A 19,571-nucleotide genomic window follows, 5' to 3' on the forward strand; every position below is an offset into this window, starting at 1 on the left:
GATATAGACTCTTTCAAAGAATCCAATTCACTTTTATTTGTTATCGGAGTTATGAGCCCATCTAACATGCGATATCCGGACTTTTCGTCTTCCAAGACTTGATTTATTTCTTTCTCTAATTTGTTCTGTTCCTCATTTTTTTGAAAGGAACTCACATATCTCTCGACAAAATCATAAATCAAGTACCACTCCGCGTCTATTAAAAAGTTTCTAAGCTTTTCAATATTGCTGTTTCTGTCAAAGGAGGACTGTGGGTATTCGTAGATAAGCCCAAAAGAGTCTAACAGGTATTCAGTAGCTCCAACTACCCCTCCCAAGCTAAATATTTCGGTCTCATATTCTCGCTCATAAAAGATATTCCATAGCCGATTCAGTAAAGGTAAATCAACATCTTCAAGTTGTATTTGTTTGTTTGGATTGAGATTATATCTTTCCGAGAAAGATGGCATCTACTACACCTCCACTTCTCCGCTCATCAGCTTGGGCAGCAAGCGGTCACGGACTTCTGATAGAGTGAAGTTTTCTTTTGTTTTCACTTGTATCTGCTCCATAATTGGCGTCACTAAAGTTTCAAATGTTGCTATTAGATCATTTGAAGGAATTGCAATATGGATGCTATCAAAGGTTTTTACAATAATGGTATTGAATACCCCACCGTTGGATATCGCTTTTAGGGAAGCGATCTCTTTATTAAGTGCGAAAAACAAATAGTATGGAGCAGCAATTTCATCAGACTTTAGTGCGTAACAAGACTGATTCATGGCCATGGGAACACCAAGCAATGTGGTTTTTCCAACAGTACCTCTGGCTGTAACAATTACTGTATTTTTAGGATAAAGGCGGCTATTGCAATTATTTAGCCCATCTTCGGTAATATTGGTAATAGTATTAAACGCAAAGAATGCACCATCACTATCTTTTGGGGTATAAAAAGGAATTGTTCCATTATAATAGTTTGAATTATCCGTTTTAGGCGTTCCGCCGCTCATAATATCCACTTTGTCAGAAAAACGATAAATTCCCCACCCCTCCGGCACACCATCCACGATTTTGGTGTGCTCATGGCTGGGGAAGCACAGGTCTACAAACCACTCTTTGTACAGCCGCTGCGCCGCTTCTTCCAGCAGCTTGATCTGCTTTCGGTTGTTCTCGATAAGGTCATCATAGGCGGAGAGAGTATCGGCAATCCGGCGTTGAATTCCAATATTAGGTAGAGGAATATCCAAATCATGGAGCATTCTAATGGTCAGAAATTTTGTTGTTGATCCAGAGGAAATAGTCTTTAGAAGTTGCAGTTGTTGATTCAGTGCCGATGCTAGAAAACGAATATCCAGAATATCTTTATCTGAAGTTTCAATAATATAGGTTCTTTGATAAGCGTTAAATTTCCCACTATAATACTTTGCTGTATAGTTTCCGCTTGCATTATTTCCAGCAAGTAAAACCGCTTCTGTGTCATAAGCCCATTCGTTAATAGCCAATGTGTTAGGATCGCATGTAAAAAATGGATATTCCCCGTTTACTACAGCCGCATTTGAATCCAACTTTCCTGTTTTGATTATACTGATATTTTTCAGTTTTGCATACGGATAACTCACAGCCCCATCTCCTCCCAGTTCTTCGAGATGGTCTCCATCAGGCGGTTGGATTCCTCCTGCAAGGAAAGCAGTTCCTTGTGAATCTCGGTCATGCGCTCGTGAAAATCCACGCCGTCGTCCTCGGCGGGCGCTACGCCAACATACGCGCCGGGCGTGAGCGAATAGCCCTTTGCTTCGATCTCCTCCAGCGGCGCCACCTTGCACAAGCCGGAAATGTCGGCATATGTGCCCTCCCCGAATTTCTCCGTCAGCCAGACGGCCTCTTTCGCAATCAGGATGCAGTCTTCCACTGCCGCGATTCTTTGGGCATAGTCGGCTTCCACCGCTTTTTTCTCTTTCCGTGAAGCCGCGGCGGCGGCTTCCTTGCCCTCGGCGGTAAGCTGTGCTTTCTGTCCTTCCAGCTTTTCCAGCACGGCGGGAAAATCCCGATTGCCCAGCGTTTCGGCGTATTCCTCCACCAGCACGCGGTATTTGTCCACTTCTCCCCGATACAGCCACACAATGGCGGTCAGGTTACGAATCTGCCACTCGTTCCATTCGTTCAGCGTGCGGTCTACCACGGTGTAATAGTTCCGCGCGTCGATGAACAGCACCTTGTCCCGCAGTTCTTCCTTCTTGCCCTTGTCAAAGAACCACAGGGAGCAGGGCAGGCTCTTGGTGTAAAAGAAATTGTTGCCCACGCTGACCATCACATCCACATGACCGGTCTGCACCAGCTGCTCCCGGATGTCCTTGTCCTTGCCTTGACTGTCGGTGGCGGAAGATGCCATGACAAAGCCCGCCCTGCCGCGCTCGTTCAGATAGGCGTAAAAATAGGAAATCCACAGGTAATTGGCGTTGCCAAATTCCTTATTTTTATTGACAGAGGGAATGCCGAAGGGCAGCCGTCCGGCACTCTGGGCGGATTCCGACTTCACCTTATCCACATTAAAAGGTGGATTCGCCATCACATAATCGCAGCAGCCCGCCAGATTGTGGGCATCGTGATAGAAGGTGTTGGCCTCATCGCCGGATTTGACCACACCCGTCAGCCCATGTACCGCCAGATTCATTAGGCACAGCTGGGCGTTGTACTCGACCTTTTCCTGCCCGTAAAAGGTCATGGTGTTATTGGCCTGCATCCCGGCGTGCTCCACGAAGTCACCAGTCTGCACGAACATACCGCCGCTGCCGCAGGCCGGGTCCAGCAGAACGCCCTGCGTCGGTTCGAGCACATTGACGATCATCTTGACCAGAGACTTGGGAGTAAAAAACACACCGTCATCCTGCGCAATGTTTTTGGCAAATTTATTGAGGAAGTACTCGTAAATTCGGCCCACAATGTCGCCGCCCACATCATCCAAGGCACTGTTATTGAAGATACGCAGCAACTCTGCCAGCAGTTCATCGGAAAACATGGTATAATCCTTGGGCAGCACACCGAAGAGCTGCTCGCTCTGCTGCTCGACCAGCTCCATGGCGTTGTTCACCACTTCGCCCAGACTGTTCATGACCTCGCCCCGCCAGTTGGTCAGTCCTGCGGCAGGGATGTTTTCCGGCAATTCCACCAGATAGGCATACTGGGCCTCACGAGGGAGAAACAGGGCGCTGCGAGAGGCAAAGTCGCTGGCCTCCACAGGCAGCACCCGCCCGCCACGCACCGGTCGGTCTTTCAATATCTCCGCCTCCACCAACTTGAAGCGACTGTAGGCATAGCGCAGAAAGATCAGACCCAAAACAGGCATGCAATATTGGTTTGAGGTCAACTTAGAGCCTGCACGCAGCAAGTCGGCAGATTCCCACAATTCAGCTTCCAGTTTGCGAATGTTAATCATGATTTTCCTCCGGGATGTATTCTATCATGTCACCGAAGTCAGTACGGCGACAGTTTTGTTCGTTTTTCTCCATCAATTGCTTTCATAGCTTGTTGATAGAAATAAATGTTTTGCGTCACTTCAAGCGACAAAAATCTAATTTAAGTATAGCAAAATCTGTTATTCAAAGCAAGAAAGCATTGCATCTGCCCATCAGAACCACCGACACAAAAAGGCAGAGTGCCCCGTAAGAGCGCTCTGCCATGTACACATAAAAATCAAGTCCTAATCACGTCATGCTGTTGGAAAATTATTCTTTTTCGTTCTCCGCGCGATCCGGCAGTGGTATCACCTGCAGCTCCGTCTCCGGCTCGCTGATATACAGCTCCTCGCACGCCCGCTGCGCTTCGATCAGCGTGTTGATTGCCTGCTCGGTTGCGCGAAACAGCGTCAGATACATTTGTTTATAATCCGGCATACTATCACCTCAAAACACACAATAACCTAAAACAGGTTAAAAGCAAATAACCTATTTCAGGTTATGGCATACTCACCTTGAGGTGAATGCCATGAACAGATTGCGAGACTTGCGAGAAGATGCCGACTTGAATCAGACCCAGGTTGCCAAGTTTCTGGGGATGTCACAAACCGGATATTCTAAGTACGAGACCGGAGAAAATGATATTCCTACGCAGGTTTTGATTAAGCTGGCTGGGTTTTATAAAACTACTACGGATTACATTCTGGGGATCAGCGATCGTCGAGACCCAATTTAACAGGAAAGCGGCATGGATTTTCTATGCCGCTTTCCTGTTATTCTGCCCTTGACCGACACCCCCCAACCCATACTTTTTTCGACAGCGTGCCCCGCTGCCGCAGCACGCGCGGCACCGGCTGCTGAAAATCCCATGCGATGATACGCACCGGATATTCCGGATCAGGCTCTCGTGCCAGATACTCCAGCAGCTCCATCCATTGCCCCTGAAGCAAGGAGATGGTAACGCCTGACTTGGCCTTCTCCTGCTCTTCCATCTGCGCAATGGTGACGCGCCAGCCCTTCCGGTCAAAGCGCTGCACGAAGGCTTGTGCCGACCCACCCAGCGGCAGCAGGATTGCGTTGTCCTCCCATGTGATATGGAAGTTCAGCCTCATGTGCCGGAGCGCGCGGGGGTCTTTCTTGAGCGCCCAGAGCGAGTATTCCAGAATGTCCGCGATCGCTTCTGGCGTTTCGACGAGGATCACTTTTTCAAACGACATCATCGCTCCGGCCAGCCGCACGGCGGCGTTTTTCTCGCCGTTGGGATTGAGCCGCTGGTTGCCGTTTCCGAAGTGGTACACCGGATGAATGAACCGCTGCTCGTCATAGATGCAGCCGACAAACCGAGAATATTTCAGGCTGTCGGTACTGCGGACAGCTTTCCGCTCCTGTTCGCGCTTGATCTGCAAGGACGTCTGGTACTTGCGCCCGCAAAGCAGGACGAAGAACAGCCACGCCTCGTTGATGCGGCTGAGCCGCACCGCCTTTTCGATGCTGTGCGTACCCGTCGGCTTGTCCCAGAAGAACGCGTTCGACTTTCTCCGGTCTTTTTGCCGCACGCGGCAATAGGCTTCAAATCCGGCGTCTGTGACGAAAAAGCTTTTGTGTCCTGGCGCCTTGGCAACTTCCAGATACCCCGCGCGGCACAGCTTCTGAAACGCATCCTGTGTGCGCGCATAGTTGCTGCCCAGCAATTTGAGCGCATGATACGGCAGCTGCCCGCAGACCACACTGACTTGCAGCAGCAGCCATGCGGCGCTGTTCCTACATATCCGCATCGTATCCCGCTCCCAGGTCTAAAACCGGTATTTTTCCAGGCCGGATACAAATCACGGTTTGATCTCTGTCACCCCAGCAGCTCGTCTGGACGTTGGAACAGTAGATGCCGCTGTCGCTGGTCAGCAGATACCGCTCAATGACGTTCAGAACCGCGCGCGTTTCCAGATTATCATGATCCCGCACATCGGCGAGCTGATGCGAGGCGGCATAGCAATGGTAAAACACAACCGTACACGCCCGGAACCGCGGCAGGGCGGATGCCCGGCGATCCAGCAGCCGATTCAGCGGCTCGCACACGAACTCGGTGCTGCTGCTTCGTTTGGACAGGCGCAGCGGCAGCCGGATCGTCACCGAGCCATCTTTCTGTACGGTCAGTTCGTAGCCGTCCGGCAAATCGCCACCCGCCTGCTCTGGTCGATCGGCGGTCATAGCTGTTCTCACATCCGCCCGCGAAAAATATTTCCTGCTGCACAGGAAATATTTTTCGCGGGTCTCTGCATATGCCTCGCGGGCGGCGCAGAATGCCGCCCCTGTTCGATCGAGCATTGATATCTCCTCCGCTCTGCTTCTTTGGGTTCGAAAACGCGAAAATCATTACCGCCCATACCCATGCGGCAAACAACCGGGTAATGAGGAATTGCAGCGTGGTAGAACGGTGTAATTTTCGGGATTATAATTCGTGTTTGGCAGTCGTTTCATTGTATTTCAACGCCTTTTTGCAATTACCGCCCAATGTTGCTTTTCTCAAAAACGAACCTTTTCGGCACTTTCGATTTTGGGAAGAAAAGGTGTGCTTTTGGGTGAAATTACCGCTCACTGTTTTGCGATTTACCACATGGTTTTACGGAAAAAAAGTTCTGTTTTTTTCGCGTTTCCAACTTAGCCTGCTCTCCTGTCTGCCGATCGATCCATGCAAGAACTTTGTCTTTAGGCGCCAATTTTCGTTTTCCGATATGTAATGTCGGAAAGTCGGCGCGGTTCAAAAGCTGGTACGCACCCGACCGTGAAATGCCGAGCAGCATCGCGATCTGTTCGGCATTCAGCACATCGGGGTAGTCCTCATATGCGATCCGTTTCATCTTCATCCCTCCTCCCAGTTCACAAATCAGATTGTTCCGTCTATTATAGAACTATAATTCTATTAGAACATAATAGCATCTTGAAATCCATTTTTAATAGGCGTATAATTATTTTATAAATAAATATTTCTATATGGAGGTGGAGGATTTCCTATGCACCTGATCATTCCGTCCGAGTGCCATCTTCGCGTATTTGTTACGGCAAAGCAGGAGGTTTTTGAATTTTACGACAATGCAGAATACATGCTGCACCGGCACACCTTTTCTTATGGAGAAAGCATCATCCAACTGCTGGAGAGCTGGAAAGAAACTGATGAACCTCTTTTACAGGAAGCCTATGAATATCTGAAAAAGCGAGCGCAGGTCGGAGAGGAAAATATGGTGGAATGGAATGAAATACTGTTCCGTTTTCAGCATGTGAATAATCCGTTCCTCTATCTGCTGGTTATACAGCTTGCGCCGCTGCTGCTCAAAAGCTTCTACGATATCGACCCTGCGATTGTCACCGATTTCCGCAAGGAGCTGGACAAGGTCAGGACAGATGCGCACACGCTGCTGTTCGATTGTCTGAACCCGGAAACAGTGGATATCTGCCGCCGGTATTGGGAGATCTGGGGGCATACACCCATGCGGTTGCCTTCCATCCGCGCGGAATTACTTCCTGCCCGCACGCGTGCAGCCTACAACGGCTGGATTTCGCCGGCCGAAAATACGGATCCGGAATACCTTTACAACACACAGCAAGAGATGATACTGGCAGAAGTCTGTTATCCCCGTTCTGTGCAGGAACTATACGTTTTTCTCAAATCCACCTATCTGCGCCGTGCGGTACGTTTCAAGGAATGCCGGCTGTGCGGCAAACTGTTTGCAGCAACAGACGGCGACCGGACAGAATACTGCTCCCGTGAATACGAAAAAGGCAAAACCTGTCGGGAGGTCGGCGCATCGCGTGTCTATCAGAAAAAGCTGCTTGGCAACCCGATCACCCGCGCCTATAGCCGCGCCTACAAGACCCACAACGCCCGCATCCGTTACGGCACGATGACGCGAGAGGAATTCAATGCATGGACGGAAGAGGCAAAAAAGCACCGTGATGCCTGTCAGACTGGCGAAATCTCGCTGGAACACTTTGAAGAGTGGCTGAAACAATGAAGGAAACAGTAACCTGTTTTCTGTTTTCAAACACAAGGAGAGGAGCGTGTAACAATGCGTACGCGGGATTCCCGCGGTGCCTCTGGCGGCGGCAATATCCGCCAGCGTCCTGACGGGCGCTGGGAAGGCCGCTACACAGCAGGTATCGACCCGAGTACCGGAAAGCAAATCCAAAAATCCATCTATGGCAAAACACAAAAGGAGGTGCGGGAGCGTTTACGCAAAATCACATCTGAAATCGACGAGGGCAGTTATCTGGAGCCGTCCAAATGCCGCGTGGGCAAATGGCTGGATATCTGGCTGAACGAGTACACTGAGAACGTCAAGCCGTATACTAAATATTCCTATCAGGTAACCATCAAGAACCACTTGAAGCCAGCTTTCGGCTATGTCCGTTTGGCCGAACTGAACACTGTCATGGTACAGGCGTTTCTTAACAATCTGGTGCGCAGCAAGGCGGAGGGTGGCAAGGGATTATGCCCCAAAACCGCAATCAACATTCACGGTGTATTTCACCGCGCGCTCAAACAGGCAGTCAACGTTGGCCTGATCCGCAGCAACCCCACCGATGCCTGTATCCGTCCACGCGGTGAACGAAAGTCGATTCGTCCGCTGGAGGACGAGGAGGTCAGCGCATTTCTACGCGCGATTGAAGGACATCGCTTTGCGTCGCTCTATCTGGTCGACCTGTTCACCGGCATGCGTCAGGGCGAGATCCTCGGACTGACTTGGGACTGCGTGGACTTCCGGCGCGGCACGATTTTTCTGTACCTCCAGCTGCAGCAGCGGCAGGCCAAGGGCGACTTCGGGTATTACTTCACTTCGCTCAAAAACGGAAAGTCGCGCACTATCACGCCTGCTCCTACCGTTATGCGGGTATTGTAGGCACAGCGAAAAGCGCAGAACGAAATGCGCCTGCGCGCCGGTGCTGCTTGGCACAACGACGAAGAACTGGTATTTACCGACGAACTCGGCCGACCGCTCAGTCGGCGCACAGTGTACAAAAACTTCAAGCAGATCGCAAACCAGCTTGATCTTCCTAATCTTCGCTTCCACGATTTACGACACCAGTATGTCAAGCCCACGACAAAAAGTTTTTCTACTTTTTAGAAAACACAAAGCTATTCTATAATATTCTCAATTCTAAAGCCAGCTTGGGCAAGCAATTGCAACTCTGCTTCATTTAGGGGAGAAGACGGCGGATTAGGGATGCCTAGGACGATGAGACGGCGGGCACGAGAGAAAGCAACATATGCTAAACGATTTCCTTCATTGATATGATTGTTATCAGAAGCAAACCATTCCCACCAGTGTGAACCGCTGTCCTGATCATGGTTCCGTCTGTATGCTGACATAAATAAAACGGAATCTAAACTCATCCCTTTGCAGCTGTGGATGGTTTCTATATCGCATGGAATTGATATATTGGGAGTGTTTTCTAATGTATCTAATACAGTTTCTTTAGCCGTCCTTGTACGAATTTTTCCCAAGTCCACCGCTCGACCATATAAGAATGAAATATCTGTTGCTTCTGTAGTCAAATTGTTTAGCACCGGTTTTAAGTTTGCTTTCCATTGTGACCATGTGTTGCGGAAATCAAGAAGAACTTCTTTTGAAAGTAGTTGCTTTCTGACACCGATAATTGTGGCTCTCCATTCTTGACCATCTAGTTCATCCGGTTTGCTTAATTGGTCGAAACCAGAATGTACACTCCCACTAAAATATGTTCTTTGTACTGCTCTGGCTAAGATTCGTATTGATGATTGAAAACCATTAACTGATTTATCTGTGCAGTGATGATATAAAAAGCGAGCATATTCTTCTATTGTATTTATCGTCTGTTTAGTGTGAGCCTTCCTTCCGAATAGCTTCTCACGTAAGGCATTATTCCTCACAATAATCCTACTATTTTCTAACGATAATTGGTTTGTATTCACAAGCGCCTCAAACTTTTTTAGCACTTGCTGTTCTTGGCCTTGTTGATAGAGCAAAGCAATCAAAGGGGCTTCCAGCTTTTTTTCTAATTTCCCAATAACAGAATTTGTAGGTTTCTTCAGAACAGCCAAACTAGCATCAACTATGGCCTGACAGCTACGATAATTCTCAGCTAATTGTAATTCTTTCATACCAAGCTGCTCAATAAAAGATTTCGTTTCAATGGGGTTAATATTGCGAAATTTGTAAATTGACTGATCCAGATCTCCTATAAAATGTAGTTTTGTTCCATGCTTATGGAATTCATATAGAATCTGAAGCTGAGAAAACGCTAAATCCTGACATTCATCAACAATTATTAACGGGAAACGTTGCGCAAGGCAAACGGTAATAGCTGAATTGTTTTGCAACAACTTATAAGTTAAATATTCAATATCCTCGTAAGTCGCAAAACCCGATTTCCAAAATCTTTTCTTTAGCCCTATTAATTCAGGAAACCTCCAGGTATCAGTATGCAGGCACTCATCCAAAATAGCTTGTCCGTTTGGAGATGATCCTACATAAATCACAGATGTTTCTGACTTTTCTGTAATATAGAATTCGTTAGCCTTAATGTAGCCTAATTCTTTATATTGATATTTTGTTTGAAATGCGTGTAAAAAATCACTGGTGCAATCCGTATCAATTACTCGAATACTATTGTCTGAATTTAATTCGTTTTGATAACTAGTTATCAGTTCCAGAAATGGATTGGCGATATACCCATGCAGCCAACTAGAAAATGTACCTAGAAAATGTGGGTATTCCACCTGGTGTCCAAGGTATGAATTTACACGAAATCGCAACTCATTTTCTGCTGAGTTCGTAAAGCTCAATATTGCGATACCTGTATGCTGATTACTCCATTTGTTTATCTCATATGCAGCCTTTACACCCACTACCTCAGTTTTTCCACTTCCAGGACACGCATTAAGATATATATCAGATACAGCATCCTCTAAAATATAAGCGATTTGCTGTTCGCTCAAATGCTCAATACAGCAAAACCCGCACTTCACACATCTGAAGGCTAACTTTCCTTTACACACTCCTATTTCAGTGGGAGTTGAGTGACACCCACATAACACTTCTAAGAGAGATGTATGTTCCATTTGTTAATCCTCCAGGCCCAATATAAACCGAATTGACTGAGCAATGTAAAGCGGCACAATAAAAGCACTGTCTATTCTCTCACATAATAGTTGTGCAAAAAGGCCTTTTCCTAGTTTATCGGCCTGATGTAAAATGTCTAACGCCATTTGCGCATCATCAACTTCAAATGGTTCACCGTCTTGTTCCTTCCCCAATTCATCTAAGTAATGAACGAGGGTCGCTTTGATAGCACCATCTGTTGAAATCCACTCAACAAGTATTTCCAACATCAGCCTTGCGTTATAATGGCTTTCGATAGCCAAGTCATACTCAAATGTTTTTAGATTAGAGAAAATTCGGCAATTATCTGTCATATTCGCTAGTTGGGCAAGAAGATATAGCTGGGGATTACTTCCCTCGATTGGTTCCTGCTTCGTAGGCTTTTGCTCCCATCTAAACACGGATCTTTTTCCAGTTTCTGCATCGGTATGTGTCTCAACAAGACACGGTGGGTCATTATCTGTAAGTACCGCACAACGGATAGGAAGCGCCAAAGTTTTGGTATATTCATTATCATTAAAGCGCGGTTTTTGTCTGAACTCCTTTATACGATTTTCATAATCTTTTTTGAGTTCCCCTTCTTGCCTTTCAGGAATACATATTGTATATCCATTATAAAGCTGAGTAAAATACTGAAAATAGATTCCGTTCATATTTATAACAGATATACCTGCATCCTCAAGAGATGAGATTTCTATGTCATGAGTAGTAGCATACTGTTTCAAATAGACCTCAGCTAACTTAGGAATTAATATTGCTTCAGCAATACCCTCAACGAAAATATTCCCTTTAGAGAAAAGCAAGGTGGATTTTGTAGCATCAATCCATCTGTTCAAAAATGCCTTCGCAGGATTCTCAATCCCACAATCCTTGATTGGAATGATAAGAGCACCACCTGTGGTACGATGGACAGAAATTATTTGATCAATTGGAACGACTGCTGCCAGCGTAGCTGAATGTGTCGTGATAATGACTTGAATGCCATAATCAAGGGCTTGCTGGCTCAGATACTTCAGAAGTTTGATTTGCAGTTGTGGATGTAGATGAGCCTCTAATTCTTCAACAAGTAGGATTCTTGGTGTTGTATACTGATCTTTTAGTCCTTCAAACTCTGCCAAGATGGTTGCAATATAGATGAGATTATTATATCCCAAGCTGTTTTCGGACAAGTTTTTAAAGCTTTCAAGTTCAGTGCATCCAACGCTTTTAGAAAACATAATCTGGAGAGCTTCAACAATTCGTTCGTAAGAAGGTTCATTAAATTGAATCCGTGTACTTTGCCCAAATATCGTTCCAACAGCATTTTTCAGGCTGGAATTTATCAACTCGTTTGCTTTTTTAATGTCTTCCTGTTCCGCTGCAGTTCGATTAAATTGGTATACCTCATCTTCCAATGGCATTTTTTTGTGATCTTTTCGCCGCTGGGCTAATTCGTCCGCAGACAAATTGATAATAAATCTTGACAATCTAGAACCTCGGCCAGACCTTAAACTACGTTCAGCATCTCGAAGGGCTGGAAGATATATACATTGAATGTCCTCTAATGGCTCCCAATCAAATATGCTGTTGCAAGAATTACCTCCCCACCTTTTAGGCTTAAGTAGTCTTCTTGAATCCACGTTATATTGATATTCCACATTTAATTTGGCATCAAATTGAGGTGTTAACCATGTTAGATACTCAACCCGCTGCGTATCGTCCAAATCAGAAAAGATACCCGATACAGAGATTGGCAATGTTGGCAAAGCGCCTCCACTAGACGCTTGATAGAAATCTTCTTCACGGAGCCCTCTGTGAAAAAACTCAGATTCATTTAGCAAAATCCGAATAGCGTCAACTATGCTACTCTTTCCACATCCATTTTCTCCAACAAGCAGGTTTAACCCACGATGTAATTTAACTATCGCTGGATCTTTGAATAAGCGAAATCCTTTCACCTGCAATTCTGATAAAAACATTAGAGGGCTCCTTCCTGGCCTAGAAAAGATCACTTATGGTTTAATTTATATTCCATTTTATCACAATTTTCCCGCCCCCGTCTACCACAACCTTGTCAATGCAATCAACAATCTCGCTAAGTGGAATATCTCGATTTCTAGCAGACAAGAGCTTGCGGAAGGTGACGTATTGCTTTTCATAGGCGGCTTTGCGTTCTGTGGCCTGAACAAGAGCCTCTTTCGCCCGATTCGCAATGTCCTGCACCGCACGAAACTCTTCCTTGCTGATTTCTTCCCGTACATACTGTTCATAGTGTTCCATTGCATTAATCCAAGCTGTTGTCTTGCGTTGCGCAAGATCAGCAATTTGACTCGTAAGGACTTGTCTCCGCTGATTATATGTTGAATTTGTAATATACTGTTCATTCACATAGTCTTTCAACTGGCGATAGATCGCATTAAATATGTCTTCTTCTCGGGCATACATCCCAGTACATTTATTGGCCCCTAAACGGTTTTTGGTGATGCAGGTGAAAAAGTGCCAATCGGCATGGCCAGTACCACGCTTACGTTGCATTTTCCTGCCGCAGCACCCGCATATAACCTTGCCTTTCAAAATATTATCTGGGGATTGACCCTGCGGAACTACATTGAAGGCTCTGGCTTGAAATCCCTTCTGAATCGCGTCGAACGTAGCGGAATCAACCAGCGGCTCATGAGTAGATTCCACAGCCCTTTTTTCTTTTCCCTGTACCAGCATACCGGTGTAGGTGCGGTTGGTGAGAATATACTTTACCGACCTGCTGTTCCAACTGCCATTGCCATCGTCAAACTTTCCGGCCAAGCCTTGGGCTCTGGCATATTGGATTGGTGTCGGAAGACCCCGTTCATTTAAATACCGGACGATACTGGTTACGCCGTTACCACCTGCGGCCATTTCAAAAATCTTCTGAACGATAGCTGCCGCCGCCGGATCAGGAACAAGTTGTCCGGGATTCTCAGTGGATTTTTTGTAACCAAACGGAGCCCTCGGCCCGATGAATTCACCGCATTGTGCTTTCATGTCTAAGATAACCTCAACTTTCATTTTTGTTTCGATAGACACCTTCTCATTAAATAAGTTAATGAGAGGAATGCGAATACTTGATTGGATTAGTGTGTTTTCACTCTGATTACTTATGCCGTCAACGGTGTCAAACTGGTCATTGATGGAGACAAAACGGACTTGCTTTTGGGGAAAGAACATCTCTAGATAGTAACCAACTGCGATGTGGTCTCGTCCTAACCGGGAGAGATCTTTTACAACAATACATTCAATTTGATTGGCAAGGACATCCTGAATCATCTGCTGGAATGCTGGGCGGTCAAAACGACTGCCGCTGAAACCATTGTCGATATAGTAGTGCATAATAGGTGTTTGATGCTGACACCCCCATTCTTCTATGATAACGCGTTGATTGTCTATGGACTCAGAAGTGTCCATATTTCGAACGGATAAACGGATATAACCCACAGTATCTCGACTTTGTTTGATACTCCAGTTCATATTGGGGTTCTTTCTACTCTTTCGTGCCATAATCGTCCCTCCTAGACAAAAAGGACTATGGCGAAAACCATAGCCCTTGAGGGGATTATACCATGTTCTATTTTCCGCTTCCATGAAAATGAGCCATTTTCCGATTCCACGAGCTTAGACACCAGTATGTCAAGACCACGACAAAAACTTTTTCAGAAAATAATGTGGTTTTAGATGCAAAATCGCGTACACAGTTAAATGCTCAGGGCCGTCATAATATCTGCGTCCATGCTCAGGTCAATCTCACCGTCGCTTACTGAGCAGAGGCGGACGCCATGCTTGCTGAGATAATGCCAATATCGGATGGCATCCCCAATCTTCCGGCACAGCCGGTCCAGGCTGAACACGAGCACCACGTCAACCGTATGCTGCTCAACAGCGCGGTTCATTTTCTGCACTCCAGGCCGGTCCATCGTTGTCCCCGGCTGGCAGTCCTCGGAACTGCCTACAACCGTCAAACCATGCTGGGCCGCATACCACTCCAGCCGCCGCCTCTGTATCTCGATGGCGTCCGGCCCCAATACACTGCCATGGGCGATGCGGCAATAAATCCATGTTCTGTTTCCGCTCATTGTCATGCCTCCATGCAAAAATCTTTTAGCTTCCAGATGATCCGCACCTGATTTTCGGGGTACACCTCTACCCGCTCTATCAGGGCGTCCACCAGCGCGGCGGTCAGGCCGCCAGCCCCGGTGACTTCCTGCGCCAGCCGCTTTCGGGCAGCCCTTGATTCATCCCCCATCCGCATCTGTTCCGTCCGCTGACACAGGGCAGCATAGATACGGTTCAGCCGGCCTAATTCCTTATCTACCCTGGCTTTTTCTGCTTTGTATTCCTCTGCGCCGATTTCCCCCAGCAGCATCTGTTCATATAGGATACGCTTCTGATTCTGGCAGCCGTCAATCTGCTTCAGATAGTCGCCCTGCTTCGCCAGATGCACATCCATTGGCTCCGCGTCAGAGAGGTCATTCAGGTTCAAGATGATTTGGGCCTGCTTATTCATAATCTCATACAGCACCCCCTCCAGCTCTGCTTCTGAAATACGCAGGCCGTGGCAGGGGGAATTTTTATCTACCTGGGAATGTCGGCAGTAGAAAACGCTGTTTTTAGTGGACGATTTGCTCATCGCATGGGAGCAGACACCGCAAAACACCTTGCCCCGAAGGGGGTAGCGGTGGGCCTGCTTCTTGACGCAGGCGGTGCGCGGGAACCGTTCCTGCACCTGCTGAAACAGCTCTTTGGTGATGATTGGTGGATGATGTTCCGGTATCTTGAACCACTCGCTCTCATCCTTGGTCCTGACCAGATAGCTGCCCACCTCCCGCACGGTGCGTTTCCCCATGATGTAGGTCCCGGTATACCGCTCGTCGGTCAGGATGTTGCGGAGGGTGGAGGTCTGCCAAAGGCCACCGCTCCGAGAAACGTCGTGTTTAACGATCCCCATAGCCGCCTTGCGCTCACCGGGGGTCTGGATGCCTTTCTCCAGCAGTTTCCTTGCAATCTGCGTGGTGCTGTGCCCGGCCTTTGCCAGCTCATAGATCATCTGGACAACGGGGGCAGTTTCCTCGTCCGGTTCCATCCGTCCATCCGGGCCTTTGCGGTAGCCGTAGGGACAGATTTTACTCTGATATTCGCCCCGCTTCATTTTCACATACTTGGCTGACTTGGATTTTACGGACAGATCCCGGCTATAAAACTCAGCCACAAGATACTTAAACGCCACGTCCAGGCCGCCGGTATCGCCGTGAAGCCGGCCGCTGTCAAAATCGTCGTTGATAGAGATAAAGCGGATTCCATATAGCGGGAACACACGCTCCATGAAGTAGCCGACCTCGATGGCGTTGCGGCCAAAACGGGTGAAATCCTTGACGATGATGCAGTTGACCTCGCCGGCCTGCACCTGTCCCAGCAGTTTCTGGACGGCGGGCCGTTCAAAATTCGTACCGGAGTAGCCGTTGTCGATAAACTCCAGCACCTCTACATTTCGGACATTCTCCATCTGATCCACAAAGCTGTGCAGGGCGCGCTTCTGGTTCTCGATGCTCATACTCTCCACCCGGCTGTCCTCCAGGGACAGCCGGATATAGAGGGCAATCACATACGCCATCGCTTTACTCATCTTCCAGAACCTCCGCTACACGCTCAAAGCCGCTTTCAAACCGGAACTGGACCGCAATGTCCTCCGGCCCATTCACGGTGATGCGCTCAATGAGCTGTTCTACCAGCAGGGCGGACAGCTTGCTGTCCTTGCTGATACCGTCCAGACGGTCCGCCATGCTGATGTACGCTGCCGCCTGCGCGGTGCGCTCCGTCTGCTGGCGTTGCAGCTCCCGGACACGCTGTACCACCGCGTCGATAGTCCCCTCATAGTTCGCTTTCAAGGTTTGGTATTCCTCTGCGGTAAGGATGCCGGAAACAAGGTTTTCATACAGGCCGGTCAGATACTTCCGGCTGTCTGCGGCGGACTGGCGCAGCTTGGCGATCTCCCGGTCTGTCACGGCCTTATCCTGCTCCAGATGTCTGCTGTGCTGTTTCAGCCGCAGGCTGTTCCCCATCACGACCTCCGCCTCCTTGCGGATGATCGTCAGGATGGCCTGAAACAAGCGGTCCTCCCGGACGCTGACAGGGCGCTGGCAGGCGTCCCTTTGGATGCGGTCATTGGAGATACAGCGGTAAAAGTAGTCATCGCCCCGGTTCTTATTTTTGCTCCGCTGCCGGTGCAGGGGCTTCCCACAGCACCCACAAAAGATACGCCCACGCAGGATATTTTCTGAATAGAGCGTTTTCGTTGTCCGTGTGTATTTTCTGGCAGCCTGTTTACGGGCGGCCCGCGCCCGTTCAAACAGTTCCCGGCTGACCAGCGGCTCATGGGTGCCGCGCACGACAATCCAATCCTCCGGCGGGGTGGGGACTTGCTTATGCCCGATGGCAGTGGTCTTGCCCTGCACCATATCGCCGGTGTAGACCTCATCGGATAGGATCTTGGTGACAGTCATTGTCTGCCACACGCCGCTCCCCATCAGGTTCTCATGCTTGATTAAGCCGCAGCTGGCCTTATAGCGGCTGGGGGTAAGGATTCCAGCCTCATTCAGCCGCTTTACCATCTGGTTCAGGGGGACACCATCTGCCGCCCAGGTGAAGATTTGGCGCACCACAGGGGCGGCGTTTTCGTCAGGCAGCAGCTTGTGGCAGTTCTCCGGGTCCTTCCGGTAGCCGTAGGGCGGCCTCGCGCCGATGAACTCCCCAGCCTTCATGCTCTGGTGGGCCTGGGAGCGGACCTTCTTGCTGATGTCGGCGGCGTATGCCTCGTTGATCATATTTTTCAGCGGGACCGTGATATGGCTACCGCTGTTGTCCGCCGCTTCGCTGTCATACTGGTCGTTGACGGCCATGAACCGCACCTGATGAATCGGGAAGTATTTCTCGATGTAATAGCCGGTGTCGATGGTGTTCCGGCCCAGCCGGGATAGGTCCTTGACCACAACGCAGTTGATTTTGCCGGCTTCAATATCCGCCAGCATCCGTTGAAACGCCTCCCGCTCAAAGGTGCGGCCGGTGATACCGTTGTCGGTATAGATGCCCGCGATCTCAATATCGGGATAGAGCGCCAGATGGGCCTCCATAATCTCCCGCTGTGTCTCCAGAGAATCCCCGCGCCTGCTGTTAAACTCCACAGACAGGCGGATATAGAGGGCGGCCCGCCAGAGCTTCATGCCGCGCGGCGCCGGCTCTGCCGCCGCACCCTTTCTGCTTTTCCGTGCCATTTAGACCACCTCCTGTTCCAACCGCGCCTGAGAGAGCTTTTGCAGGGCGGCATCATACTCCATCTGGTAGCGGAAGGTGATTTTCAGCTCGGTTTTGCTGATGATGCGGATGGACTGGATGAGCGTGACCACGGCGCGGCGATCCAGCTCGGTCATATTGGAAAACTCGCGGAACTGCTGCGCCCATTTCTGCCGCTCACTGGTCCGGTCTGTGACACGCTCCATCTCCTGGCGAAGCTGGTCGATGGCGGAGCGAAGCTCCTCCATGCGCTCGGTGTAGCCGTCCCGCAGGGACTTATATTCTGCCTTGTCCAGCATCCCCTTGACAAAGTTCTCATAAAGGCCGGCCTTGAACACGCCAATCTGCTCCAACTGGGCGCGGTTTTCTGCAATCTGCGCCTTGCAGCCCGCCACCAGCTCCCGGTTGATGGTCTCCTCGCTGATGCTGTTCAGCAGCTCGTCTACCGACACAACATTCTTGATGTGGGCTTGCACACTGGCCAGGACGCATTGTGTCAAATCATCCTCCCGCAGCATCACTGGATGGGTGCAGCCGTGCTTCTTGCCAGTGGGACAGTGGTAATAGATGTATTTCTTTCCGCCTACGGTGTTGGTTTTCCGGGTCATGCGCGCCCCACAGCAGCCGCACACCAGCAGGCCGGAGAACAGGTAGACCTTCTCGCCCTCTGGGGCCGTGCGCGTATCCAGTCCCATGATGTGCTGCACCAGGTCAAAATCCCTTTTGCGGATGATGGCCTCATGGGCATCCTTCACGCGAATCCATTCCTCGTCAGGCTTTTGTATCACATTCCTGAGTTTATGGTTGTACGTCCCCTGGCGGCCCTGCACCAGCGTCCCGGTATAGATTTCATCCTGCAAAATTCGGATCACCGTAGTCGCGGACCATTTCGCGTCCGGCCGGTCTGCGAAGCCGCCCTTGGGGTGGGGCAGCCCCCGGCTGATTTTATAGGCAAGGGGCGAGAGGACGCCCAGGGCGTTCAGCTCATCCGCGATCCGCTTGGCGCTCCGCCCGTCAATCTTGGCCCGGAAGATGTCGCGCACCACCCGGGCGGCATATTCGTCCACCACAAGCTGATTCCGGTTTTCCTCCGACTTCCGGTAGCCGTAGACCGGGCAGGCACCCACATAGTCGCCCTTCTTCCGCTTGACCTCCAACGCGCTGCGGGTCTTGACGGAAATATCGTGGCAGTAGGCGTCGTTGATCAGATTCTTCATGGAGATATTCAAGTCATCCCCGGCGTGTTCATGGGCCGTGTCGATATTGTCGTTGATGGCGATGAACCGGACGCCGTAGGCCGGGAAGATCCGGCGCAGGTAGCGCCCGGTCTCGATGTACTCACGCCCCAGGCGGGACAGATCCTTGACGATGACGCAGTTGACCTTACCATCCGTGATGTCCTGCATCATCTCCTGGAACGCAGGACGGTCAAACAGGATGCCGCTGTACCCATCGTCCACCTTCTCGGATACCAGCTCGATGTCCGGATGGCCTTTCAGATAGTCCTCGATGAGCTTTTTCTGGTTGGCAATGCTGTCGCTCTCATTCTCGTGGTTTTCCGTGTAGGAAAGCCGCAAATATTCTGTCGCTTGGTATTTTGGCATAAAAAAATTCACTCCTTCAAATTTACGGACTTACCCCATAAATCAAAGAGTGATTCAGACTTGCCTATGTAATTCTTTTTCCGAGAATCAGTATAGCATACCACTCC

At 49.2% G+C, this 19,571-nt stretch carries 18 protein-coding genes; 4 read left to right on the forward strand and 14 right to left on the reverse strand.

The window, feature by feature from the left end:
- The 4 genes from ACYQ3S_RS01190 to ACYQ3S_RS01205 all read right to left on the reverse strand — a co-directional run.
- On the reverse strand, window positions 1-449 hold a 449-nt coding region (locus ACYQ3S_RS01190; protein ID WP_459686948.1), incomplete at its 3' end, for an AbiJ-NTD4 domain-containing protein.
- Between the two features lie 3 nt (window positions 450-452).
- The gene (locus tag ACYQ3S_RS01195) at window positions 453-1,598 is read right to left on the reverse strand and encodes a restriction endonuclease subunit S (protein WP_459686949.1); all 1,146 of its coding nucleotides are present in this window, start codon (window positions 1,596-1,598) and stop codon (window positions 453-455) included.
- The gene (locus ACYQ3S_RS01200) at window positions 1,595-3,412 is read right to left on the reverse strand and encodes a class I SAM-dependent DNA methyltransferase (protein WP_459686950.1); all 1,818 of its coding nucleotides are present in this window, start codon (window positions 3,410-3,412) and stop codon (window positions 1,595-1,597) included. The genes ACYQ3S_RS01195 and ACYQ3S_RS01200 overlap by 4 nt, the downstream gene beginning before the upstream one ends.
- 289 nt (window positions 3,413-3,701) lie before the next feature.
- Entirely contained in the window at window positions 3,702-3,869 is a 168-nt protein-coding gene (locus ACYQ3S_RS01205) for a hypothetical protein (RefSeq protein WP_459686951.1), read from the reverse strand.
- A 91-nt stretch (window positions 3,870-3,960) separates the two neighbouring features.
- On the opposite strand from ACYQ3S_RS01205, the gene ACYQ3S_RS01210 reads away from it, so the two are divergent.
- Window positions 3,961-4,167 carry a helix-turn-helix domain-containing protein gene (locus tag ACYQ3S_RS01210; RefSeq protein WP_300186478.1) on the forward strand — a complete coding sequence of 69 codons (207 nt, stop codon included), beginning with the start codon at window positions 3,961-3,963 and terminating at the stop codon, window positions 4,165-4,167.
- A 37-nt stretch (window positions 4,168-4,204) separates the two neighbouring features.
- On the opposite strand, the gene ACYQ3S_RS01215 is transcribed toward ACYQ3S_RS01210, so the two are convergent.
- From ACYQ3S_RS01215 to ACYQ3S_RS01225, 3 genes are all read right to left on the reverse strand, one after another.
- Window positions 4,205-5,206 (reverse strand): hypothetical protein, encoded by a 1,002-nt coding sequence (locus tag ACYQ3S_RS01215; protein ID WP_459686952.1) that lies wholly within the window; start codon window positions 5,204-5,206, stop codon window positions 4,205-4,207.
- The gene (locus ACYQ3S_RS01220) at window positions 5,193-5,753 is read right to left on the reverse strand and encodes a DUF6100 family protein (RefSeq protein WP_459686953.1); all 561 of its coding nucleotides are present in this window, start codon (window positions 5,751-5,753) and stop codon (window positions 5,193-5,195) included. The genes ACYQ3S_RS01215 and ACYQ3S_RS01220 overlap by 14 nt, the downstream gene beginning before the upstream one ends.
- 260 nt (window positions 5,754-6,013) lie before the next feature.
- The gene (locus tag ACYQ3S_RS01225; protein ID WP_459686954.1) at window positions 6,014-6,286 is read right to left on the reverse strand and encodes a helix-turn-helix transcriptional regulator; all 273 of its coding nucleotides are present in this window, start codon (window positions 6,284-6,286) and stop codon (window positions 6,014-6,016) included.
- 153 nt (window positions 6,287-6,439) lie between these two features.
- Between ACYQ3S_RS01225 and ACYQ3S_RS01230 the strand changes: the two genes are divergently transcribed.
- Genes ACYQ3S_RS01230 through ACYQ3S_RS01240 form a run of 3 tightly spaced genes read left to right on the forward strand, consistent with a single transcriptional unit; the run spans window position 6,440 to window position 8,548 of the window.
- Entirely contained in the window at window positions 6,440-7,438 is a 999-nt protein-coding gene (locus ACYQ3S_RS01230) for a DUF6076 domain-containing protein (protein WP_459686955.1), read from the forward strand.
- Window positions 7,439-7,492: 54 nt separating this feature from the next.
- Window positions 7,493-8,323, forward strand: coding sequence for a tyrosine-type recombinase/integrase (locus tag ACYQ3S_RS01235; RefSeq protein WP_459686956.1), 831 nt, complete (start codon window positions 7,493-7,495; stop codon window positions 8,321-8,323).
- 24 nt (window positions 8,324-8,347) lie between these two features.
- Entirely contained in the window at window positions 8,348-8,548 is a 201-nt protein-coding gene (locus ACYQ3S_RS01240) for a tyrosine-type recombinase/integrase (protein ID WP_459686957.1), read from the forward strand.
- Between the two features lie 11 nt (window positions 8,549-8,559).
- On the opposite strand, the gene ACYQ3S_RS01245 is transcribed toward ACYQ3S_RS01240, so the two are convergent.
- The 7 genes from ACYQ3S_RS01245 to ACYQ3S_RS01275 all read right to left on the reverse strand — a co-directional run bounded on the left by ACYQ3S_RS01245 (window position 8,560) and on the right by ACYQ3S_RS01275 (window position 19,464).
- Window positions 8,560-10,524, reverse strand: a complete 1,965-nt coding sequence (locus tag ACYQ3S_RS01245) for a UvrD-helicase domain-containing protein (RefSeq protein WP_459686958.1) — start codon at window positions 10,522-10,524, stop codon at window positions 8,560-8,562.
- Between the two features lie 3 nt (window positions 10,525-10,527).
- Entirely contained in the window at window positions 10,528-12,522 is a 1,995-nt protein-coding gene (locus ACYQ3S_RS01250) for an ATP-dependent nuclease (RefSeq protein ID WP_459686959.1), read from the reverse strand.
- 40 nt (window positions 12,523-12,562) lie between these two features.
- On the reverse strand, window positions 12,563-14,077 hold the full coding sequence (locus ACYQ3S_RS01255; protein WP_459686960.1) for a recombinase family protein: 1,515 nt from the start codon (window positions 14,075-14,077) through the stop codon (window positions 12,563-12,565).
- A gap of 194 nt (window positions 14,078-14,271) precedes the next feature.
- Window positions 14,272-14,649 carry a recombinase family protein gene (locus ACYQ3S_RS01260; protein ID WP_459686961.1) on the reverse strand — a complete coding sequence of 126 codons (378 nt, stop codon included), beginning with the start codon at window positions 14,647-14,649 and terminating at the stop codon, window positions 14,272-14,274.
- 2 nt (window positions 14,650-14,651) lie between these two features.
- Window positions 14,652-16,196, reverse strand: a complete 1,545-nt coding sequence (locus ACYQ3S_RS01265; protein ID WP_459686962.1) for a recombinase family protein — start codon at window positions 16,194-16,196, stop codon at window positions 14,652-14,654.
- Window positions 16,189-17,841: a recombinase family protein gene (locus ACYQ3S_RS01270; RefSeq protein WP_459686963.1), complete on the reverse strand. Its 1,653-nt coding sequence runs from the start codon at window positions 17,839-17,841 to the stop codon at window positions 16,189-16,191. The genes ACYQ3S_RS01265 and ACYQ3S_RS01270 overlap by 8 nt, the downstream gene beginning before the upstream one ends.
- Window positions 17,842-19,464 carry a recombinase family protein gene (locus ACYQ3S_RS01275; protein WP_459686964.1) on the reverse strand — a complete coding sequence of 541 codons (1,623 nt, stop codon included), beginning with the start codon at window positions 19,462-19,464 and terminating at the stop codon, window positions 17,842-17,844.
- Between the last annotated feature and the right edge of the window lie 107 nt (window positions 19,465-19,571).

The sequence above is a fragment of the Agathobaculum sp. TL06 genome, assembly GCF_054658635.1.